The 21,168-nt window shown below is 74.2% G+C and carries 18 protein-coding genes; 8 read left to right on the forward strand and 10 right to left on the reverse strand.

Going from position 1 to position 21,168, the window contains the following annotated elements; translation table 11 throughout:
- Window positions 1-55 precede the first annotated feature (55 nt).
- Both C5507_RS05870 and C5507_RS05875 read left to right on the forward strand, forming a co-directional pair.
- Complete coding sequence (locus C5507_RS05870; protein WP_104527585.1) at window positions 56-697, forward strand: isochorismatase family protein; 642 nt, start codon at window positions 56-58, stop codon at window positions 695-697.
- A 311-nt stretch (window positions 698-1,008) separates the two neighbouring features.
- Window positions 1,009-2,304 carry an acyl-CoA dehydrogenase family protein gene (locus tag C5507_RS05875; RefSeq protein WP_104527586.1) on the forward strand — a complete coding sequence of 432 codons (1,296 nt, stop codon included), beginning with the start codon at window positions 1,009-1,011 and terminating at the stop codon, window positions 2,302-2,304.
- Window positions 2,305-2,507: 203 nt separating this feature from the next.
- Here C5507_RS05875 and C5507_RS05880 read toward each other — a convergent pair whose 3' ends face one another.
- Window positions 2,508-4,094: a Na+/H+ antiporter NhaC family protein gene (locus C5507_RS05880; protein WP_158657522.1), complete on the reverse strand. Its 1,587-nt coding sequence runs from the start codon at window positions 4,092-4,094 to the stop codon at window positions 2,508-2,510.
- A gap of 78 nt (window positions 4,095-4,172) precedes the next feature.
- The gene (locus C5507_RS05885) at window positions 4,173-5,036 is read right to left on the reverse strand and encodes a fumarylacetoacetate hydrolase family protein (protein ID WP_207225709.1); all 864 of its coding nucleotides are present in this window, start codon (window positions 5,034-5,036) and stop codon (window positions 4,173-4,175) included.
- A 166-nt stretch (window positions 5,037-5,202) separates the two neighbouring features.
- On the opposite strand from C5507_RS05885, the gene C5507_RS05890 reads away from it, so the two are divergent.
- From C5507_RS05890 to C5507_RS05900, 3 genes are all read left to right on the forward strand, one after another.
- The gene (locus tag C5507_RS05890) at window positions 5,203-5,862 is read left to right on the forward strand and encodes a cysteine hydrolase family protein (protein WP_104527588.1); all 660 of its coding nucleotides are present in this window, start codon (window positions 5,203-5,205) and stop codon (window positions 5,860-5,862) included.
- 344 nt (window positions 5,863-6,206) lie between these two features.
- Window positions 6,207-6,410 carry a zinc ribbon domain-containing protein gene (locus tag C5507_RS05895; protein ID WP_104527589.1) on the forward strand — a complete coding sequence of 68 codons (204 nt, stop codon included), beginning with the start codon at window positions 6,207-6,209 and terminating at the stop codon, window positions 6,408-6,410.
- A 125-nt stretch (window positions 6,411-6,535) separates the two neighbouring features.
- Window positions 6,536-6,904 (forward strand): hypothetical protein, encoded by a 369-nt coding sequence (locus C5507_RS05900; protein ID WP_104527590.1) that lies wholly within the window; start codon window positions 6,536-6,538, stop codon window positions 6,902-6,904.
- Between the two features lie 43 nt (window positions 6,905-6,947).
- Here C5507_RS05900 and C5507_RS05905 read toward each other — a convergent pair whose 3' ends face one another.
- From C5507_RS05905 to C5507_RS05915, 3 genes are all read right to left on the reverse strand, one after another.
- A complete protein-coding gene (locus tag C5507_RS05905) occupies window positions 6,948-7,712 on the reverse strand; it encodes a CPBP family intramembrane glutamic endopeptidase (protein WP_242611029.1) in 765 nt (254 codons plus the stop codon).
- Window positions 7,709-8,650: an NAD(P)H-binding protein gene (locus C5507_RS05910; protein ID WP_104527591.1), complete on the reverse strand. Its 942-nt coding sequence runs from the start codon at window positions 8,648-8,650 to the stop codon at window positions 7,709-7,711. The genes C5507_RS05905 and C5507_RS05910 overlap by 4 nt, the downstream gene beginning before the upstream one ends.
- 145 nt (window positions 8,651-8,795) lie before the next feature.
- Window positions 8,796-10,352: a DUF2252 domain-containing protein gene (locus C5507_RS05915; protein ID WP_104527592.1), complete on the reverse strand. Its 1,557-nt coding sequence runs from the start codon at window positions 10,350-10,352 to the stop codon at window positions 8,796-8,798.
- A 296-nt stretch (window positions 10,353-10,648) separates the two neighbouring features.
- On the opposite strand from C5507_RS05915, the gene C5507_RS05920 reads away from it, so the two are divergent.
- On the forward strand, window positions 10,649-11,494 hold the full coding sequence (locus C5507_RS05920; RefSeq protein ID WP_104527593.1) for an SDR family oxidoreductase: 846 nt from the start codon (window positions 10,649-10,651) through the stop codon (window positions 11,492-11,494).
- 20 nt (window positions 11,495-11,514) lie between these two features.
- Here C5507_RS05920 and C5507_RS05925 read toward each other — a convergent pair whose 3' ends face one another.
- The 5 genes from C5507_RS05925 to C5507_RS05945 form a co-directional block, all read right to left on the reverse strand.
- Window positions 11,515-13,092, reverse strand: a complete 1,578-nt coding sequence (locus C5507_RS05925; RefSeq protein WP_207225710.1) for a cryptochrome/photolyase family protein — start codon at window positions 13,090-13,092, stop codon at window positions 11,515-11,517.
- A gap of 43 nt (window positions 13,093-13,135) precedes the next feature.
- Window positions 13,136-14,044 carry an NAD-dependent epimerase/dehydratase family protein gene (locus tag C5507_RS05930; protein ID WP_104527594.1) on the reverse strand — a complete coding sequence of 303 codons (909 nt, stop codon included), beginning with the start codon at window positions 14,042-14,044 and terminating at the stop codon, window positions 13,136-13,138.
- A 76-nt stretch (window positions 14,045-14,120) separates the two neighbouring features.
- Entirely contained in the window at window positions 14,121-14,438 is a 318-nt protein-coding gene (locus C5507_RS05935; protein ID WP_104527595.1) for a hypothetical protein, read from the reverse strand.
- Window positions 14,439-14,565: 127 nt separating this feature from the next.
- A complete protein-coding gene (locus C5507_RS05940; RefSeq protein ID WP_242611030.1) occupies window positions 14,566-16,137 on the reverse strand; it encodes a phospholipase D-like domain-containing protein in 1,572 nt (523 codons plus the stop codon).
- Window positions 16,138-16,347: 210 nt separating this feature from the next.
- Entirely contained in the window at window positions 16,348-17,259 is a 912-nt protein-coding gene (locus C5507_RS05945) for a diacylglycerol/lipid kinase family protein (protein ID WP_104527596.1), read from the reverse strand.
- A gap of 458 nt (window positions 17,260-17,717) precedes the next feature.
- Between C5507_RS05945 and C5507_RS05950 the strand changes: the two genes are divergently transcribed.
- A complete protein-coding gene (locus C5507_RS05950; RefSeq protein ID WP_242611031.1) occupies window positions 17,718-19,562 on the forward strand; it encodes a phosphoenolpyruvate carboxykinase (GTP) in 1,845 nt (614 codons plus the stop codon).
- Window positions 19,563-19,647: 85 nt separating this feature from the next.
- Window positions 19,648-21,165, forward strand: a complete 1,518-nt coding sequence (locus C5507_RS05955; protein WP_104527598.1) for an AtzH-like domain-containing protein — start codon at window positions 19,648-19,650, stop codon at window positions 21,163-21,165.
- Window positions 21,166-21,168: the final 3 nt, after the last annotated feature.

Consider the following 21,168-nt stretch of genomic DNA (forward strand, 5'->3'; position numbering starts at 1 on the left):
CCGGGGCAGGCGGCAACCTGGGGTGTCACCGCCGTCCACCCAGGGAGAACCCGACATGTCCGCCCCCCGCCGCGCCCTCGTCGTGATCGACGTGCAGAACGACTACTTCGACGGACCGCTGGAGATCCGGTACCCGCCGCGCGAGGACTCCCTGGCCCGCATCGGTTCCGCCATGGACGTCGCGGCCGAGCACGGGCTCCCGGTCGTCGTCGTCCGGCACGAGCTGCCCGAGGGCGCGCCGGTCTTCGCGGCCGGCTCCGCCGGGCAGGCGCTGCACCCGGACGTCGAGAAGCGCACGACGGACGCGCACAAGCGGGTGACCAAGAGCCGGGCGAGCGTCTTCGCCGGCACCGACGTCGCCTCGTGGCTCGCCGACAAGCAGGTCGACTGCATCACGCTGGTCGGCTACATGACCAACAACTGCGTCATCGGGACCGCGGCCGCCGCCGAGGACCTGGGCATCGCCGTGGAGGTCCTCTCCGACGCCACCGGCGCCATCGACATCGTGAACGACGCCGGCAGCGCCTCCGCCCGCCAGGTCCACGAGACCCTCATGGCGCTGCTGAACTCGAACTTCGCCGCCGTCGCCACCACCGCGGCGTGGACGGGAGCCGTCGAGCAGGGTCAGGTCCTCGCGGGCAGCGACCTCGGGACGTCCGCCGTCCAGGGCCGGGCCACCTACGACGCCACGGCGTAAGCGCCTCCACTCACGCCCCGGCGGTCCGTGCTCGACGTCGCGGGCGTGTGCGGAACCAGCGTGTCGCAGCACGGACACGACCGACGGAGCCCCACGGTGCACCCGTGGGGCTCCGTCGGTCCGGGGAGGGCGTCGCTCCCGTCGTCATGACGGCGGAGCCGGCTGGTCCGAGTGCCGGTCCCGGTTCGAGGGCCGTCCGCGTGCTGTGCCACGCTCGGCTCCCGGTCGAACTGGACCATGTCGTTGCCGCGCTCCCCGCCGCGCACCCCGCGGGGACGGCGTTGCACCGACCCAGCTGAGAGGGACATCTGATGCAGACCGCTGAACCGACGGAGCTCTTCGACCTGCGCATGAGCGAGGCGGCCCGGCCGCTCCTCGACCGCGTGGTCCGGTTCCTCGAGGACGTGGTCGCGCCGATGCAGGAGGAGTACTTCAGGCTGGGCGAGGCACGCGTCGACCGGTGGACGTACGCGCCGGGTCAGCTCGAGGCGCTCGACGCGGCCAAGGCCAGGGCCAAGGAGGCCGGCCTGTGGAACTTTTTCCTGCCCGACTCCGAGGTCGGCGGCCTGACCAACCTCGACTACGCCTACATCGCCGTCGAGCTCGGCAAGTACCCGCTCGGCTCCGAGACGCTCAACTGCTCCGCCCCCGACACCGGCAACATGGAGGTCCTCGAACGCGTCGGGACCCCGGAGCAGAAGGCCCAGTGGCTCGAGCCGCTGCTCAACGGCGAGATCCGGTCCGCCTACGCCATGACCGAGCCCGACGTCGCCAGCTCCGACGCCAGGAACATCCGGCTCCAGGCGGTGCGCGACGGCGACGAGTACGTCCTCAACGGCGAGAAGTACTACATCTCCGGCGCCGGCGACCCGCGCTGCACGATCATGATCGTCATGTGCCAGACGGACGCGAACGCGCCGGCGCACATGCAGCAGTCCCAGATCCTGGTACCGATGGATACCCCCGGCGTCGACGTGCTGGGCCCCATGACCGTGTTCGGCCGTGACGATGCCCCCCACGGCCACATGCACATCCGGTTCACCGACGTGCGCGTCCCCGCCTCCAACATGCTCCTCGGCGAGGGCCGTGGCTTCGAGATCAGCCAGGTGCGGCTGGGCCCCGGGCGCATCCACCACTGCATGCGCGCCATCGGCCAGGGCGAGAAGGCCCTCGAGCTGATGATCCGCCGCGCCAAGTTCCGGGAGGCGTTCGGCAAGCCCGTGCTGGACCTCGGCAAGAACATGGAGACGGTGTCGCGGGCACGCATCGAGCTCGACGCCTGCCGGCTCATGGTGCTGAAGGCCGCCAAAGCGATGGACGTCCTCGGCAACTCCCAGGCCCGCGTCTACGTCTCGGCGGTGAAGGCGATGGTGCCGGAGAAGGTCTGCCAGATCATCGACCAGGCCATCCAGATCCACGGCGCCACCGGGGTGTCGCAGTGGACGCCGCTGGCCGACATGTACACCGCCCAGCGCACCCTCCGCCTGGCCGACGGGCCCGACGAGGTGCACCACTTCGTCGTCGCCCGCCACGAGGCCGGTCGCTACGCCGAACCCGCCCCCGGCCGCGCCGAAGCCCACGGCGACGGCGTCTTCGCCGGCCCCTGAGTACGCGGCGGTTCCGCGCAGCCGCACCAGGCCGCTGTGCGCGACCCGCGGCCACGGGTCGTGAGCCTGAAAGCGTGCGACGACCAACCGTCCGACGAGAGCGCGTGGGGACCGACGGCCACAGTCGTACATACGGCCCGACAGGTCCGGGCCAGGACCCATGCCGTGTCGAGCCGCTCCCCCGTGGTCGGCCACGCCTCCCCTCAGCTCTGGACGCTGCCCATCTGCGGCGCTTCCTCCGATTCGATCGCCCGGGCGGCGCTGTGCCCCTTCAGCAGCAGGACGGCCACCGCGAGGGCGGCGACCGCAGCCAGGAGCCCGAGGCCGGTGCTCTCCGTGAATCCGGAGACCAGGTAGCCCACCGCGGACGCCGACGCAGCCACCAGGGCGTAGGGCAACTGGGTGGTCACGTGGTCGATGAGGTGCACCCCGGACCCGATCGAGGACAGGATCGTGGTATCCGACAGCGGCGACGTGTGGTCGCCGAAGATCGCGCCGGCGAGCACCGCGCCGAAGACCGGGATGAGCAACGCGCTGTCGAGGGAGAGCGCGATCTCGGCCGCGATCGGCAGCAGCAGACCGAAGGTCCCGAACGTGCTGCCGATGGAGAAGGCGATGAACGAGGCGAGCACGAAGAGGATCACCGGCAGCAGGGCCAGGGGCAGTGCCTCGTCGATCACGCCGGCCAAGTACTCGCCGATGCCCAGTTCCCCGATGACCTCGGCGGTGATCCAGGCGAGGAAGAGCACCGCGGCCGCGAAGAACATCGACCGCACCCCCGATACGGCGGCCTTGCCGATCACCCGGCCCGGTGTCCGTCGGGCCAGCAGCATGGCGGCGGCCACGAGACAGGCCGCGATGGTGCCGTAGAAGAGCGCCAGGATGACGTCGGTGGCGGCCAGGATGTCCATGGGTGCCAGCGAGCCCTCGGCCCCGGCGATGCCGATCCACAGTGCGCCGACGACGGTGACGGCGATCAGGGTGAGGACGGGCAGGGACAGGTCGCGGACGCGGCCGTCCTCGCGCACCGGCAGGTCCCGGTCGGTCTCGCCGGGCGGGAGGCCGTGTGCGGCGTCGTAGAGCACGTTCTGCTCGATCGCGGTCCGCTCGTGCCGGCGCATGGGGCCGATGTCGATGCTGAACCACGCCACCGCGACGACCAGCAGCAGGGCGGTGATCGGGTAGAGCATCGCCGGGATGGACTGCAGGTACGCCTCGTAGCCGTTGAGCCCGCCCACCTCGTTCTCGTCCAGGATGCCGGTCATCGTCGCTGCGATGAATGCTGCCCAGCCCGAGATCGGTACCAGGATGATCACCGGGGCGGCGGTCGAGTCCACCAGGTAGGACAGCTTGGCGCGGGACACGCGGTGCTGGTCGGTGATCGAGCGACTGACCGTGCCGCCGACCAGGCTGCTGAACGCGTCGTCGAAGAAGATCACGATGCCGGTGACGACCGGCACGAACTGCGCCTGGCTGCGGGTGCGCACCCGGCGGACGGCCCACGCGGCGAAGGCCAGCAGCCCACCGGACACGTAGATCAGAGAAGTCAGGACCCCGATGAGGACGACGGCGACGAGGATGTAGACCTCCTCGGCGATCTCGCCGTCGGCGACGATGAGCCCCGAGGCCGCCTCCCCGACGAACTCGAGAGCGCCCAGGACGTCCCACTCGGCGTACATGAGGGCACCGAGCACGATGCCGACGCCGAGCGAGATCAGGATCCGCCGGGTGGCGATCGCCAGGACGATCGTCACGAGCGGCGGCAGCAGCGACAGGATCGACGGTTCCACGAGCCCTCCTCGATGGTGCGGGTGTGGTGTTCCCCTGGTCCACGGCGGCGCTGCAGCGGCCGTGGACCAGGACAGCGCTCAGCCGGGATCGGCCACCAGCGGGGTGACCAGGCGCCCCATGCCTTCGATCTCGCACACGACCTCGTCGCCCGGCTGCAGCCAGACCTGCTCGGCCATCCCGAGGATCACGCCCTCCGGGGTGCCGGTGTAGATGACGTCGCCCGGGTCGAGGGTCATGATCTGCGACAGGTCGCTCACCAGTTCGGCCACGGAGAAGACCATGTCCCTGGTGTTGGAGCTCTGGCGCAGGTCGCCGTTGACCCAGCACTGCAGGTCCAGGCCCTGCGGGTCGGGGATCTCGTCAGCGGTCACCACGTAGGGCCCCAGCGGCGCGAAGCCGTCGATCGCCTTTCCGTACATCCACTGCGAGCTGCGCATCTGCAGCTCACGCGCGGACAGGTCGTTGCCGGTCGCGTACCCGAACACGTGGTCCAGCGCGCGGTCCTCACTCACGTTCCTCGCGCTCCGGCCGATCACGGCCACCAGCTCGACCTCGTAGTCGGCCTTCTCGGTGACCGCGGGGATGGCCACCGCTTCCCCGGAGGCAGCCAAGCTGTTCGCGTACTTGGCGAAGTAGATCGGGCGCTCCGGTACCGGCATGCCGCCCTCGGCGGCGTGCTTCCGATAGTTCAGGCCGACGCAGATGATCTTGCCGGCGTCGGGCACCGCAGGCGCGAGCCGGAGCTGCTCGACGGGGACGACGTCGGAGGCGGACTCGGCCGCCTGTCGCACCCGCTGCAGCGCCTCCGGACCTGCCGCGGCGAGCGACCGGACCGTCGACCGGCCGCCGTCGCCTGCGGCCTCGCTGACGTCGGCGACGCCCGCATCCGTCTCGACACCGAGGCGGATGCCGCCCTCGCCGTGGAAGGCCAGGAGCTTCACCTCGCCGCTCCCGACGTCGGGATGGGGTGCCGCCTGGCGCTCACTGGAGTGATCTTCGTCACGTGCGGCATCATGGGCGCCGGGTCGGTGCGGGTCAAGGGTCGACGGGCGGGCAGGTCCTGCGGGCGGGCCCGGTGGACGTCGTCGAGAGGACGGAGGTGAGGCGATGGGAGCCGGCTGGCCGACGGACGTCGATCCCCACCTCGCCCCGGAGCCCGAGCGGTCCGCGCTGCTGGTCATCGACACGCAGGTCGACTTCCTCGACGGGGGCAGCAGCCCCATCGCGGGCACCAGCGCCGTCGTCCCCACCATCGCGCGCCTCGTGCGTGGCTTTCGGGCCGCCGGCCGCCCGGTGGTTCACGTGATCCGGCTCTACGACGGCGACGACGTCGACCTCCCACGCCGCTCGCTCATCGCCTCCGGGGCTCCCGTGGTGCGCCCGGGTTCCGCGGGGTCGCAACTCGCGCCCGACCTGCGGCCCGCGCCCGACGTCCGGTTGTCGCCTCGCGACCTGCTGGCCGGGGAGCTACAGCCGCTGGGCCCCCGGGAGTGGGCGATGTGGAAGCCGCGCTGGGGCGCCTTCCACCGCACGCCGCTGGATGCCCACCTGCGTGCGCTCGGCGTCGGCACCGTCGTGGTCGCGGGGTGCAACTACGCCAACTGTCCCCGGGCGACCCTGTACGGAGCCAGCGAGCACGACTACCGCACGGTGATCGCCGCGGACGCGATCTCCGGTCTGGACGCTCGGCACCTCGAGGAGGCGGCCCGGATCGGCGTCCTGCACGCGACGACCACAGACATCTTGGCGCGGCTGTCGCGGGGCTGACCGCGACGCTCGTCCCCGTCCACCCCGGGTCCAGCCGGGGTTCCTCCGCCTCCGGCCGGGACCGCCGGCCTTTCAGCCGACGTGCCAGTACCGGCGGACCAGCTCCTCGCGGGCGTCGTCGTCCTTCGTGGAGTCCCCCTGGACGACGTCCGCCGGCAGCAGCTCGCCGTGCTGGCCGTCTGCCCCTTCGTCAGCGGCTACGTGCAGCGCACCCCGAGTGCGGCGACCTGCTCTACCGGTCCCGGACGGGCAAAATCCGGGACTGACCCCGGACGTCGCACCGCGGCGCCGGTCCGGGCCACACCTGCCGGGCGGCGGCGGGACCTGCTGCCTACGGTGGCGGGATGTTCTTCCTCTTCGGCTTCGGCACCAAGGAGCAGGACCTGGGGCCCGGGGAGGTCCGCACCTGCCCGAACTGCGGGAACACCACGCAGTGGGCGCGGGTGCGCCTGGTCAAGCAGGTCACCGTCTTCTTCGTCCCGGTCGCCCGGTGGGGACGACGGCGGCTCGAGGTCTGCGGCATCTGCGGCACGGCCGTCGAGATCTGAGCGCGCTCGCCGACCGACGGCGAGCGGCCGCACGACGCGTGGATGCCCGTGGCGGGGTACACCGGTACACGCGCGGCCGTTCCGACGGCCCGCGATCTGCTCGACGAGAGCCGAGAGGAGCACGGATGTCGACCAACCGGCCCGATCCGGGCGAGTTCTTCGATCGGGCGCAGCAGGTGCTGCGCGACCTGTTCGCGGGTCCGGGCGGAGACGACGAGCCCTGGAGCGCCGCCACCCGTGCCTCGCGCGACCGCCCGGCGGCCGCGCGGGGGTACCGGGAACCCAGCGCCGAGGAGCAGCGCGAGAACCTCACGTTCGCCCTCGCGACGCGCGCGGTGGAGGCGCTGGAGGACCTGGCGCTCAACGTGGCGGCGATCCGCCAGCGCCTGGAACGCGGGGACGCCCCGACCGCGCGGTCCCGGCCCCGGCGGAACGACCGCGGACCGGGTGGCGGCGAGGGCTCCGGCGGGAGCGGCGACCCCGCCGCGATCTGACGTCCGCCGCGGTGCGCCGCCGCAGGTGATCCGGTGCCGGCCCTCACGCCGGCGTCGGCAACCGTTCCTCGGCGAGCTGGGAGGCGAACAGCGGCGGCAGGTAGCGCAGCATCAGGGCCGACCACACCACGTGCGTCAGCATCGGGGCCTGGATGCCGCCGGTGATCCTGCGCTGCTGGGCGAAGAGCAGCCCCATCGGGACGCTCGCCAGCACGAGCGCAGGGTTGCGGGTGGCGGTGGTCGCCAGCCCGTAGACGGCGGTGGTCACCAGCACCGGGCGGTCCGCGCCGGCCGCCGCGTAGAGCGCGCCGCGGAAGAACACCTCCTCCGCCACGCCGTTGGCCAGCGTGGTGGTGAGCACCAGCGGCGCCGAACCCTGGTCGGCGTAGCGGAGCACCGAGCCGATCGCCCGTGCGAGGACCGGGATCCGCCGGGCGACCAGCGCCGCGGCGTAGAACGCCCCGAAGGCGCCGGCCCCCGAGGCGACCGGTGTGAGCACCGGCCGGCGCAGGCTGTCGCCTGGCCCGAACATCCGCCCCAGGTGCAGCGGGCCGGACGCCAGTCCCCCGGCCACCCAGGTCCCGGCGACCCCGAGGGTCAGCCCGTAGAAGCGCGGCGAGCCCGGTGGCGTCGACAGCGACACCCCGAGCAGGGCGGCGCCGGTGACCGCGACGGCGCCGGTGACCCGCCGGCGCCGCCGGAAGGCCGCGTCGGTCTCCCAGTGGTCCCTCGGGACGCTGCGCAGCAGCGGCCCGGCCGCCCGCTCGATCGCGCCCGGCAGCCCGCGGAGCGCTCGTCGCCGGGTCACCGCCGTGCTCCGCGGCTCAGCCAGCCGCCCCGCCGCTCTCCCACCTGCCGCCGCCGTTCCCGCGCCCGCTCGACCAGGGCGGTCATCACCATCTCGTCGTAGTCCATGGGCTCGAACGGGACGACCGAGCGGATCGCGTCGTCGGTGACGACCACCTCGATGCTCATGGAGTCGATGAGCGAGCGCCCGGTGGGCACGTCGACGTCGGTGACCAGGGCCAACCAGCGCGAGGACAGCTGCGGGCTGAGCAGTGGCACCGGGACGACGAACAGGTGCCGGTTCTGGATGTCGGCCACCCGGGTGAGCATCTGCAGGTAGCTGAGCACCTCAGGGCCGCCGACCTCGAAGACCCGCCCCTCGGCCTCCGGTGCGTCGAGGACGCCGACCAGGTAGCGGACGACGTCGCTCACCGCGATCGGCTGCGTGCGCGTGCTGACCCACCGCGGGGTGACCATCGCCGGCAGGTGGGCCACGAGCTGGCGGGTCATCTCCCACGACACCCCGCCATGGCCGACCACGATGCCGGCGCGCAGCACGGTCACCGGCACCCCGGTGCCGCCCAGGAGCCGCTCCACCTCGCGGCGGCTGCGCAGGTGCCGCGACAACCGGTCACCGTCCCGCCCCAGGCCGCCGAGGTAGACGATCCGGCCGACCCGGGCATCGGCGGCCGCCCGGGCGAAGGCCCGCGCCGCCTCGGCGTCCTTGCGCTCGAAGTCCCGGTCGCCCAGCGAGTGCACGAGGTAGTAGGCGGCGGCGCAGCCCTCCAGCGCCGTCCGCAGGGAGGCCTCGTTCCCGACGTCGCCGGCGACGGGGGTGCCGGCTCCCCGGTAGCCCTCCGGCCGCCGGGTCATGGCCCGGACGTCGTGCCCAGCCCCCTCGAGGGCGGTGGCCAGCCGGCTGCCCACGAACCCCGACGCGCCGGTGACCAGAACCCTCACCGGCCCAGCCTGACCCGCACGGGCGGTGAGCGCGACTCGTCCCGGCGCCGGCGGCGGCCGTCGACCGGCCAACCCACCGGTGAGGTGGCGTGGTCGTCCTGGACGCCCCCGCCTGACGGTCCGGGCGCCATCCCTGCCACCGACCTCAGCGGTAGACGACGTCGACCCTGCGGAAGGCACCGAGCGCGTGGTCGGCGACGAAGTGGTCGTGGTCGCAGCGCACCCGGGCGACGGCCTCCTCGGCGAAGCGGACCAGGTCGTCGACGAACAGGTCGTGTCCGCCGATCGCGTCCATGATCGCGGGCTCGACGTCGTAGTCGATGAGGCCGTTCTCGTCGGACATCGCGTGGGTGTGGGCGAGCACGCGGCCGCAGATGGCGGCGTACTCCTTCCACCCGCCCGGCGACAGCGACCCGAGGCTGATGTCGTCGCGGTAGGGGGCGCGCTCCCGGACCATGAAGCTGTGGCCGTCGAGGTCGACGCTGCCGTAGAACACGTCCCCGTTCACCAGGTGCACCCGCTGAGCGTGCCGGATCCGGTCGCCCTGCCCGTCGACCTCGAACTCCGAGGGGGGCACCAGACCGACCAACGCCGACCGGCGTGCACGCTTCAACTCCAGGACCAGGTCGTCGGTGCCGTCGGCCAGCGGGCCTTCGATGAGCACGAAGTACCGGGTCAGCCCGAGGGACGCCGTCCCGGCGCCCTTCCGCTCGGCGACGTCCTTCACCCGCATGGCGCCCGCGCGGGCGGGCACGGAGACCTCGTTCTCGCGCACGTAGCGGTCGACCAGGGCCTGGAACTCGGCCCGCCTGCTGCTGACCGGGACCAGCTCGTCGTCGGCGCGGAAGCCGGTGCCGTACTCGTCCAGCAACGTGGCCGCCAGCCACTCGGAGCGGCTGTGCCGCAGAGCCCGCCCGATCAGGTCGGCGATCATCGGCGGGGCGTTGTCGAGCCGCAGCTGCTCGTCCTGCTCGGTGGAGTCGGTGGCGTAGGCGGCGATGCCCTCGATGTAGCCGCGGACGAACCGCTCGGCGATGGTCCGTTGCTTCTTGCGCCCGAGACCGGACTTCTCGGCCGCCGCGAGCATGAACCCCACGACTCCGCGCTTCAGGTCCCACGTGAACGGTGCGTAGAAGGCGTCGTCGAAGTCGTTGACCCCGAACACGGGCACGTCGTCCGAGCTGGGCATGACGCCGAAGTTGCCCGGGTGGACGTCGCCGAGGCCCAGCACGGTCGGCATGCGGGCGTCCTCTCCGAGGACGTCCCGGTAGAACAGCAGGTTGGTGCCGCGGAAGAAGTGGAAGACCGACCGGGCGAGCTTGTCGAACTTCTCCACCGCCTCCACGTCGCCGCTGGCGATCCGGGTCTCGTGGTCCTCGCGCACCGTCTCGCGGACGTGGGTCCGGCGGTCGTTCCCGCCGAGCATCCGCGGCAGCAGCACCATCTCGCCGCGCGCGCGGGCCTCCGCCAGCCGGCGGAAGGCCTCCACCCGGGCGCCCACCCGCCGCCTGCCGTCCCCCTCGACCTCGCCGCCCCTCTGGTCGCGGGTCTCCCTCTCCTCGTCCCAGGCGCTCCGGTCGCGCTCGCGCAGGCTCGCGATGAGCTGCGGCTTGCTCATGGACGAGCGTCCGGTGATGTCGGCGGCACGGGCGCGGTGGAGCAGGTCGGTCCGGCTGGCGCTCTCGAGACTGTCTGACGGCATCGGCCATGGGTACCCGTCCGGGCGGGGCCCACGGGCGCCGGGCCGTTACGACCTCGTGACAGTGCACCAATGGCTGCCGGGCCCCGCCTCGTCCCCACGGGGCGGCGCCGGCGGGGCTCACGGCCTGGTGGCGACGAGCGTCGACCAGCACCCGGGGAGCCGGGTCTCCCTGCGCGAGGACGCCCGGTCCTGCGGCCGCGGCCATCGCCGGTGCCGTGGGCCGGTCGCCCTCGGCAGGGGCAGAGGGATCGCGCACCACGCGGTTGTGGCCTCTGGAGGCGGGGAACAACCGCGCCATGACAAGCCTGCGGGAGCGCGTCGTCCTCGTCACCGGCGGGAGCGCGGGAATCGGGCGGGCGGTGGTGCACCGCCTGGCCGCGTCCGACGCCCGGGTGGTCGCCTGCGCCCGCGATCGCTCCCGCCTGTCCGAGGCCCTGGCGGGGGTCGACGGCGCGACGGCCGTCCCGGCCGACGTGTCCTCCGCGACGGACCGGGTCGCGCTGGTCGAGCGGGTGGTCTCGGAGCACGGGCGGCTGGACGCCGTGGTCCTCAACGCGGCACTCGGCTACGCCGCCCTGGTCGAGGAGACGCCGCAGGAGGCGGTCGAGGCGATGATCGCGACGAACCTCACCGGCGTCGTCGACGTCGCGCGGCTGGCGCTGCCGCACCTCCTGCAGGCCGCGGCCGAGCGCGGCCGCGCGGACGTCCTGGTCACCGCCTCCTCCGCCGCGCTGGCACAGGTCCCACCGCTGACGATCTACTCGGCGACCAAGGCGGGCGTGCACGGCTTCGTGAAGGGCCTGCGCCGGGAGGTCACCGCCCGGGGCGTCCGGGTCCACTCGATCACCCCCGGTCCGGTGTCGACGGAGTGGCTGGTCCGCGGCCGGGGCGCTGCCCCGGTCTCCGACGAGGACGCCGAGGGGCGGCTGTCGCCGGGGATCGCACCGGAGCGGGTGGCCGAGCAGGTGGTGCGCAGCCTCACGTCCCCCTGGTCCCGCTCGGTCTCCGTACCGCGCTGGATGGGACTGGCGCGGCTGGGCGAGGTCCCGCCGATCGACCGGCTCCTCGACCTGGCGCTCTCGCGGCAGGCCGGCCGCATCCAGCGGGTCACCGACCGCATGGTGGCCGATCGTCGGGGCTGAGCCCTGCCGGCGGCGCCGGGCTACGGCGCCGTCGTGCCGCGGTCCCGCTCCTGCTCCACCACGGCCTCGAGGTCGGCGAGCCGGTCGAGGCCCTGCAGCGGCCGGCGCATGCGGTGGTTGCCCGCGAGCCGGTCCTGCGTGCGGTCGAGGAAGGCCCAGTAGCCCGCGGTGTAGGGGCAGGCGTCCTCGCCCAGCCGCTTCCTCGGGTCGTACCGGCAGCCGCCGCAGTAGTCGCTCATCCGGTCGATGTAGGCGCCGCCCGCGGCGTAGGGCTTGGTGGCCAGCACGCCGCCGTCGGCGTGCTGGCTCATGCCCACGACGTTGGCGACCATCACCCACTCGTAGCCGTCGCCGAAGCTCTCGTGGAACCAGTCGGTCATCGCCGACGGGTCGATGCCCCGCTGCAGCGCGTAGTTGCCCAGCACCATGAGCCGCGGGATGTGGTGCACCCAGCCGTCGCGGCGCAGGTCGCCGAGCACGTCGGAGAGGCAGGCGGCGTCGACCGCGGCGTCGTCGAGACCGGCCAGCCAGTCCGGGACCGCGGCGCGGGCCGCCAGGAAGTTGCGGTTCCGGAAGTCGCGGCCCAGGTGCCAGTACATGTGCCAGATGTAGTCGCGCCAGCCCATGACCTGCCGCACGAAGCCCTCGACGCTGTTCAGCGGCAGGAGGTCGCCCGCGGCCGCGCGGTCGCGGGCGCTGCGCTCCGTCGCCACCACCACCTCCAGCGGGTCGAGCAGGCCCAGGTTGAGCGCCGGGGACAGCAGCGAGTGCGCGAGCCAGCGGTCCCCGGCCAGCATCGCGTCCTCGTGCGGGCCGAAGGCGCCGAGCCGGTGCTCCAGGAAGTCCTCCAGCCGGTGCAGCGCCTCGGCGCGGGTCACCGGGAAGAGCCTCGGCCCGTCGTCCCCGACGAAGGAAGCCAGGCCCTCGGCCTCCCAGCGGTCGAGGTCGGCGCGCACCTCGGCGTCGATCTCGTCCTCCTCCGGCCACCACGGCTCGGGCACCCCGATCCGGCCGTCGGCCGGCGGGGGTTCGCGGTTCTCCGTGTCGAGGTTCCACCGGCCGCCCACGGGCTCCGCGCCGTTCATCAGGACGCCGTGGCGGCGCCGGGAGTCCCGGTAGAAGTCCTCCATGAGCAGCCGGCGACGCCCGCGGCCCGCGGCCCAGCCGGCGAACTCGCCCTGGGTCGTGACGAAGCCCCGGGCGGCGAGCACCTGCACACCCGGACGGCGGAGGACGAGGTCGCGGCTGCCCCACGACGTCGGCGCGCACACGCTCAGCGGCTCACCGACCCGGTCCAGCGCCTCGCCGTAGGTGCCGACCTGGTGGAGCTCCGCCTGGTCGCCGAGCTCCGCCGCGCGGTGCCGCAGGGCCGAGAGGACGAGGTGCGCCTTCTGGCGGTGGAAGCGGCGCCGGGCGAACACGGCCCGGGACTCGACGAGCAGGACCGGCTGGTCCGGCCCGTCGAGGAAGTGCGGGCCGAGCTGGTCGGCGAAGCACCAGCGCCGGGTGCCGGGAGCCCGGTCCGGGAAGTCGGCCAGGGCGGGGTCGGCGCGGCGCCCGTCCGCACCTCCCCCGCCACCGACCGCGTCCACCGCCACCGTCCGCACCTCCTGCGGGCATCCCCCGCCGCCGGCGACGAGGTCACGCACCGGTGGTCAGGCCCCGCCGCAGCTCGTCCAGGGCCTGCGCCAGGCCCACCCGCGGGGCCCAGCCCCACCCCCGCGCGCGGTGGGTGAGCAGCTGCCCGGTCCAGACCGGCTCGTCGGTCCACTCGGGCTCGATGCCCAGCGCGTCGGTCACCGTGCCGAGGTAGTCCCGCCAGGTCGCCCGCTCGCCCGCGACCAGGACCGGCGTCGTGCTCCCGGCCACGGGACCGCGCTCCGGGTCGTCGGTGGTGGCGACGGCGCCCATGGCGACGTCCGCGATCAGGGCCGCCAGGTCCTCGACGTGCACCCACGCCCAGGTCTGCGCGGGGTTGGCCCGGCGGTCCCCGTCGCGGATCTCCCGCGGTCGCAGGGTGTTCCAGACCGACGTGTCGCCGGCACCGATGATCGCCGGCGGGCGGACCAGCACGGTCGTGAGCCCGCCGACCTGCGCGAGCGCGGCGTCGGTGGCGTTCTTGGTGTCCGGGTAGGCGCCGCTCCCCTGGGGCAGCAGGGCGCCGTCCTCGGCGATGTCCCCCACCCCTGCCGAGCGGTCGTGGACGCCGGCCGTGGAGACGTGCACGAACCGGGCGACACCGGCGTCCCGGGCGGCCCGGGCGAGAACCGGCGTGCCCTCCACGCCCACGCGGTGCTGCACCTCCCGGGGCGAGCCCATCGGGTGGACGGTGCTGACCACCGCGTCGGCGCCGCGGGTCACCGCGGAGGCCACGGACCCGTCGGCGAAGTCGCCGACGTGCTCGGTGACGCCGGCCAGGACGGGAGCGCTGCCGGCACGGCGGACGACGGCGCGCACCTGCGCCGACCGCTCGACGAGCGCCCGGCAGACCGCGCTGCCGACCAGTCCGTTGGCACCGGTCACCACGACGACGGGAGAGGTGTGGGGCATGCGACCCACCCTGCCAGCGACCGCGGGAGGGCGCCCGTGCACGGCGGTTGCCGGCCGGGGACGGTCGCGGGTGGAATCAGCCGAGCAGGCGGCGCGCCGTCGAGAGTGGTTGCCGCACGCACCACCGCGCCAGCCGCAGCCCGATGTGCCACAGGTCCGCCCACTCGGCGGGCCGCGGGCCGCCGGTCGGCGGGGCCGGGGGCGCCGCGTCGACCACGGGTTCCTGCGGGCCGAGCAGCAGGTCGACCGGGGACCGCCGGCGGGTGTCCCGCAGCGAGGCGAACGACGGGATGGACGGCGCGGCCGCCGATTCCGCCTCCGCGTCCTCCGGGGCGGGGACGGGCAGGCCGCGGGTACGCGACCCGGATCCGGTCCTCGGCACGTCGTGGTCCATGGCGCCCGACGCTAGTCGCCGGACGGCGCTCCGGCCCCACGTGCCCCCCGGGCCGTGCCGGGCGCTGTCCCGCCCGGCCCCGTCGCCCCGGGATTCCACGGCACCGGGAGGCCGCCGGCCGGGAAGGTCAGGCGCGCACGCGGTCGCGCGGCCGCCGGCGGCGGGCGAAGAAGCGCTCGACCCGGCGCCACCGGTTCGGGGTCTTCTCCGGATCCATCACCTCCGACTCCGCGAGCGCCCGGTCGGCCGGCCCCAGCTCCGGCGGCTCGAAGGGCACCAGCGAGCGGCTCGTGGGCCGGCGCAGCCGCTCGATCCCCTGCACCAGCGACCCGGTGTCGGCGATCGCGGCCACGACCTCCTCGGGCGTGGCCCCGAGGTGCTCGGCCAGCAACCGGTCGCGGAAGCCGACGATGGTCGAGGCCAGGGCTTCGGCCCCCGGCCGCCCGTCCACCACCTCGATCGCCAGGTCGCACTCGGTGTCCAGGCCCATCGAGCGGTTGTTGACGTTGCCGGAGCCGATCCGCAGCAGACGGTCGTCGACGACCGTCACCTTGGCATGCACGTAGATGTGCTCGCGCTGCTCGGTCACGGGGGTGTAGAGGCGGAAGCGGTCGTGCACGTCGGCGTCCCGGACCATCTGCAGCAACCGGGCCCGAGCGGTGCCCATCGCCTTCTCCGAGAGCCAGCCGTCCGCGGTCTCCGGGTTGACCACGACCACGTCCGGTCCGTCGGGCTCGCGCAGCCGCTCGATGATCGCCTCGGCGATCCGGCGGCTGGCGAAGTACTGGCTCTCCACGTAGAGGGAACGGCGGGCCGCGGCGATGGAGGCCAGCCACAGCAGCTCGATCTCGTGCACCAGGGGCTCGCCGCCGTACTCGGGACGGGTCCGGGAGATCGCCACGTCGACGTCGGTGAACAGGGGCTCGACCTCGTCGGGCCAGCACTCCCGGGACTCCGGGAGCGGCTCCAGCCGCTCCCCCGTGCCGCTCTCCCACCTCTCCCGGGCGAGCTGGGCGACCGCCCGGGCGGCGGGTCCGGTCATGATGCTGGTCGCGTCGTGCCACGGCCCGGTCGCCCTGCCCGGACGCCGTCCGGACGCCGGACGGCGGCGGTGCGGGTTGCCATCGGCGTGGTCGGAGGTGTCCCAGCGGTCGGCGGTGATGTCGATGCCGCCGGCGAAGGCCAGGCAGTCGTCGATGACCACGATCTTCTGGTGGTGCGCACCGCCCACCGGGTGATGGGCGTCCACGGCGAAGGTGAGCCGGTCGGGGGTGCGCCGGTCGAGGAGCACGATCGGCTTCAGCCCGCGGCCGAGCGCCCTGAGCATGCCGAGGTCCCACTGCAGGAGCCCGATCTCCAGCCCGGGGTTCTCCCGCACCGCCCGCCCGAGCACGGCGCCGAGCCGGTCGTCCCGCGGGCGGCCGCCGGCGAGGGGGTCCAGCCGGATCCGGGGATCGAAGTCCCAGCCGATGAAGAGCACCCGCCGCTGCGCCTGCAGCACGGCACGCTTGAGGGTGGCGAAGTAGCCGGCCGCGTCCACGAAGATCGCGAAGCGGTCGGCCCGCTCCAGCCGCCAGCAGGTCTCCCCCGGGATGAGCAGCGGGGCGCCCGGCTCCGGGCGCACCGCGCCGGTGGCGGCGCGCGCTCCGGTGCCCGGACCACTCTCGGGCTGGGGCGGGGCCCCGGCGGTGTCCGTCACACCGGTCAGTGTGCTCGGTGGGGTCGGAGGAGCCGGACGCCGACTCCCCCGCTCCACCCGATCGGGTCCGCGGCCGGGTGCCGGCGTGCGGGGCCCCGCTGTCGGGCGAAGCCCCCCCACCCGGCGTCCCGCGGCGTGCGGGGCCCCGCTGTCGGGCGAAGCCCCCCCACCCGGCGTCCCGCGGCGCGCGTGCACCGACGGGCGGGTGGGTCAGCCGGGCACGAGCACCGACCAGGCGTGGCGCTCCGTCCGCCACGTCCGGCCGCGCACGTCCTCCTCGAGGTCGCCGTCCGCCACGAGGTCGACGGGACCGCCGCCGACGGTCACCTCGCGGCCGCGCACGACGAGGACGTCGTCGCGGTCGACGTGCCGCCCGGTGCTGAGGGCCGTCGCGAAGGCCGCCCGCGCGAGCGGACCCGTCGCGGTGGACACGACGACGTCGAGCAGCCCGTCGTCCACGAGCGCGTCCGGCGCCAGCGGGGTGGCCCCGCCGATGGTGGGCCCGTTGCACACCGCGGCCATCAGCACGTCCCGCGTCCCGTCCGGGGACCAGCCCGCCGTCGCGTGGCCGACCACCCGGCCGTCGACCTCCACGCGCAGCTTCCAGCCGGCGGTCGTCACACCGGCGATGGCGGCGCCCAGCGGGTAGGCCGCCGCCCCCAGCCGGCCCTTGAAGCGGACCGCCTCGGCCGACGCCCGGGCACCGGCGCCGAGGTGCACGGCGTTGACCACCAGGCCACCGGCCTCGTCCCGCAGGAGGTCCAGCGGTCGCCGCGCCCCGGTGAGGACGACGGCGGCGCTCTCGGACGGGTCCAGCGGCAGGCCGAGCGCCTGGGCCAGGTCGTTGCCCGTCCCGAGCGGGACGATCCCGAGGGGCTCGTCGGGGTCCAGGCCGCCCACCGCGTCCAGCGCCGTGACGGCCGCGTGGACGGAACCGTCGCCACCGAGCACGACCAGCCGGCGGTCCCCCCGGCCCTCCACCGCCCGCAGCAGCTCGCCGGGATCGGCGGTCGCCGCGACCCGCACGTCGGCGCCCGAGCGGAGTGCGGTCAACGCCGTCGTCACCGACTCCTCGTCGGTGGTCCCCGCGGCCCGGTTCACCACGACGAGCAGCTGGTCCATGGCAGAGGGCTCCGTTTCCCGCAGCCGGCGGCCACGCGTCGCGCAGTCTGCACGAGAGACCTCGCACCGGCCAGCACGGCTCACTCTCCCGGCGGACGGGCCGCAGGCGGGGCGGCCGTCCTGGGTCGCCCCCCGGTCGCGCGTCCCGAGCGCGGCCCGCGCGCGCCGGAGCCACTAGGGTCCCGCCATGCCGTGCGCGCCCGGTCGCCCCGTCGCCTCCGCGGAGGCGGACCCGCTCGAGGGGCTGTCCCACGCCGGCCTCGCTCGGTCCCGTGCGGGCCGCCGGCCGACGACGGGCCCGGCCCGGGTGCCCGTCGACCGGCACATACGCGCCCGCCGGCCGGGGGAGATCGTCCTCCCCCCGTCCCCGGAGGCCGCCGCGCACGTCCCGGGGCATGCTGCTGCGACAGCACCGTCCCCGGTCCGAGTTCGATGGTTCCGAACGAGAAGGTGAGTTTGTGATCGACGTCGATTCCGCGCTCCGGGCAGCGGGGCTGGAGAACAGCCATGTCCGGGACTACGTGCGCCACTGGGCCGAGCTGACCGGCGCGGAGCGGGTCGAGGTGGTGAACGCCTCCGACGACGACCGCCTGATCCGTGAGGCGCTCGAGGCCGGCGAACTCCTCCCCGCCGGCGAGGGCCGCTACTACTCGCGCAGCCATCCGAGGGACACGGCGCGCTCGGAGGAGCGCACGGTCGTGGCGACGAACGACCCCGAGGACAAGGGCGAGTACAACAACTGGCGCCCGGCGTCGGAGATGCGGCCGATGCTCGAGGAGCGGATGGCCGGCAAGTCCGCGGGCAAGACGATGTACGTCGTCCCCTACCTGATGGCCCCGCCCGGCTCCCCGCTCCAGGCGTTCGCCACCGGCGTCGAGCTCACGGACACGCGCACGGTCGTGCTGCACATGATCCGGATGGCGCGGGTGGGCGTGCAGTACGTCAACGAGCTCGCCGACCAGGACTACTTCGTCCGCGGGGTGCACGTCACCGGCGACCTGGACGACCTGGGCCAGGGCACCGCCGAGGACCAGCGCTGGTTCGTCACGCTCGCCGACGAGCGCACGATCCTGCACTACGGCTCGTCCTACGGCGGCAACGCGCTGCTGGGCAAGATCGCCCACGGCCTGCGCCAGGCGACCTACGACGGCTGGGCCTCGGGCACGTTCCTCGCCGAGCAGTTCCTGCTGCTCGGCATCACCGACAACGAGACCGGCCGGACCTACCACATCTGCGGTGGCATGCCGAGCGCGTCGGGCAAGACGAACCTGGCCATGATCCTGGCGCCCGACGCCCTCGGTGACCGGTACCAGGTGCACTTCTACGGCGACGACATCGCCTGGCTGCGGGTCGACGAGGAGGACGGCCGCGTCTACGCGATCAACCCCGAGTACGGGGCCTTCGGCGTCGCCAAGGACACCAACGAGGTCACCAACCCGACGGCCGTCGAGGCGGTCGCCGAAGGCACCGGGACGATCTTCACCAACGTCGCCTACAACGAGCACACGCAGGACCTCTGGTGGGAGGGCAGGACCAAGAACCCGCCCGCCGATGCCTCGGGCTGGCGCGACTGGAAGGGCGCGCTGATCTCGGAGCGGTCGGAGGCCGAGAGGGACGAGCCCTGGGCGCATCCGAACAGCCGCTTCACCACGACGCTGGCCAACATCCCGAACATCGCGCCGGACTACGAGAACCCGAAGGGCGTGCCGGTCGACGCGATCATCTTCGGGGGGCGCACCCGTGACCGGGAGCCGCTCGTCCGCGCGATCACCGATCTGGCCGAGGGCGTCTACGACGGCCTCACCCTGGGCGCGGAGGCGACCTTCGCCGCCGAGGGCACCGAGGGCGTGCTGCGGTACGACCCGATGTCGATGCGGCCGTTCATGGCCTACTCCGAGGGCGCCTACGCCGCGCACTGGCTGAAGATCATCGGTTCCGCGGAGGACCAGCCGATCTTCGCCCACGTGAACTGGTTCCAGCGGGGCGACGACGGCCGCTTCCTCTGGCCGGGATACCGGGACAACCTGCGCCCGCTGCTGTGGCTGATGCAGCTGCGCAACGGCGAGGTCACCGGCCGGCAGACCCCCGTCGGCGTCGTCCCGACCAAGGAGGAGCTCCAGCTCGAGGGCATGGACGACCTGCGCCCGGACGACCTCGACACGATCCTGTCCATCGACATCCGTCGCTGGCAGCAGGAGATGGCGCACCGCGAGCAGCACCTCTCGCAGTTCCGCGACATGCCGGAGGCGATCTGGGCGGCGCACCGCCGCGTCTCCGCGGCTCTCGACGCGCAGGGGTCCTGACCCCGCTCGCCCAACGGGCCTCCGTGCGGGGCAGCACCCCGCACGGAGGCTCGCCGTCGCGACCAGAAGGAAGGCGGACCCCGCCATGAGCACTCCTCCTCCCCCGGGGCTGCTGGACGCGTTCGGCGCCTACGAGTCCGCGTTGCTGGCCGACGACGTCAGCACGCTGGACCTGCTCTCCGCGCCCGGGGACGGGACGGTCCGCGCCGACGCCGAGGGCGTCCTGGTCGGGCACGAGGCGATCGCGGCGGTCCGTGCCGCGCGCGGCGGCGCCCCGCTGCGCACCGTCGTGCGCAGGCACGTCCAGGTGATCGACGCCGAGCACGCCCTGGTGGTGGCGGAGACCGAGCCGGCCGGCGGTGGGCGCGGCGTGCAGACCCAGCTCTGGCAACGCTTCCCCGGGGAATCCGAGCACGGCGGCTGGAAGGTCACCGCTGAACACGTCTCCGAGCCGCCGCCGGCCATCGACGCCCGGATCTGGCGGATCGTCGGCGAGCCGCTCGTCCCGCCGACCGCGGACGGTCCGCTGACCGGGCAGACCGTGGCGGTCAAGGACCTGTACGCCGTCGCCGGCCACCCGATCGGCGCAGGGAACCCCGCGTGGCTGGTGGGCGCCCGGCCCGAGCCGGCGCACGCCGCCGTCGTGGCCCGGCTGCTGGCCGCCGGGGCCTCCCTGCGCGGGATCGCGCGCACGGACGAGCTGGCCTACTCGCTGGGCGGCACCAACCCCCACTACGGCACGCCCCCGAACCCCGGGGCCCCGCACCGCATCCCGGGTGGCTCCTCCAGCGGCAGCGCCAGCGCGGTCGCCCTCGGCCAGGCCACCATCGGCCTGGGCACCGACACGGCCGGATCGATCCGTGTGCCGGCCGCCTACCAGGGGCTGTACGGGATCCGCACCACGCACGACCTGGTCGACCGCACCGGGCTGGTCCCGCTCGCCCCGGACTTCGACGCGGTCGGCTGGCTGGCCCGGTCGGCGGAGGTGCTGCAGGCCGTCGGTGGCGTGCTCCTGCCCCCCGGGTCGCCCGGCGGCAGCGACGAGCTGGTGTTCGTGCCCGAGCTGGTCGGCCTCGCTGATGCCGACGTGGAGGACGCCGTGCTGGCGTGGATGTCGGCGCGCGGGGCGACCAGCCTCCACGCGCCGATCGGCGATCTCGAGGAATGGCGCGAGGCGTTCCAGACCTGGCAGGCCTACCAGGCCTGGGAGTCGCACGGCGGCTGGCTCCGGGGCGACCTGGACGTGCTCGGGGTCGACGTGCGGTCCCGGTTCGCGCACGGGGCGACGATCAGCCCCGACGACGCCGAGCGCGCCCGGCAGGTGGTGCGGCGAGCCGGCGCTCGGTTGCGCGACCTGGTCGGCCACCGGGTGCTCGTGCTGCCGAGCGCACCGTCGGTGGCGGCGCCCGTCGCCACCGGCCTCAGCCTGGAGGGGCGCACAGCGACCGTCCGGCTCACCTGCCTGGCCGCGCTGGCCGGCCTGCCCGCGGTCGGCATCCCGGCCAGCACCGCTGAGGGGCTACCCGTGGGCGTCTGCCTCCTCGCCGCTCCCGGCCGCGACCGGGACCTGCTGGCCCTCGCCGCCGGGACCGTGCGCCCCTGACAC

The sequence above is a fragment of the Blastococcus saxobsidens genome, assembly GCF_002938435.1.
Taxonomy (GTDB): domain Bacteria; phylum Actinomycetota; class Actinomycetes; order Mycobacteriales; family Geodermatophilaceae; genus Blastococcus; species Blastococcus saxobsidens.

Bases quoted from the DNA above. Each gene is read 5' to 3' on its own strand.
- C5507_RS05870 (WP_104527585.1), top strand. From the start codon at position 56: ATGTCCGCCCCCCGCCGCGCCCTCGTCGTGATCGACGTGCAGAACGAC.
- C5507_RS05875 (WP_104527586.1), top strand. From the start codon at position 1,009: ATGCAGACCGCTGAACCGACGGAGCTCTTCGACCTGCGCATGAGCGAG.
- C5507_RS05890 (WP_104527588.1), top strand. From the start codon at position 5,203: ATGGGAGCCGGCTGGCCGACGGACGTCGATCCCCACCTCGCCCCGGAG.
- C5507_RS05895 (WP_104527589.1), top strand. From the start codon at position 6,207: ATGTTCTTCCTCTTCGGCTTCGGCACCAAGGAGCAGGACCTGGGGCCC.
- C5507_RS05900 (WP_104527590.1), top strand. From the start codon at position 6,536: ATGTCGACCAACCGGCCCGATCCGGGCGAGTTCTTCGATCGGGCGCAG.
- C5507_RS05915 (WP_104527592.1), bottom strand. From the start codon at position 10,352: ATGCCGTCAGACAGTCTCGAGAGCGCCAGCCGGACCGACCTGCTCCAC.
- C5507_RS05920 (WP_104527593.1), top strand. From the start codon at position 10,649: ATGACAAGCCTGCGGGAGCGCGTCGTCCTCGTCACCGGCGGGAGCGCG.
- C5507_RS05930 (WP_104527594.1), bottom strand. From the start codon at position 14,044: ATGCCCCACACCTCTCCCGTCGTCGTGGTGACCGGTGCCAACGGACTG.
- C5507_RS05935 (WP_104527595.1), bottom strand. From the start codon at position 14,438: ATGGACCACGACGTGCCGAGGACCGGATCCGGGTCGCGTACCCGCGGC.
- C5507_RS05945 (WP_104527596.1), bottom strand. From the start codon at position 17,259: ATGGACCAGCTGCTCGTCGTGGTGAACCGGGCCGCGGGGACCACCGAC.
- C5507_RS05955 (WP_104527598.1), top strand. From the start codon at position 19,648: ATGAGCACTCCTCCTCCCCCGGGGCTGCTGGACGCGTTCGGCGCCTAC.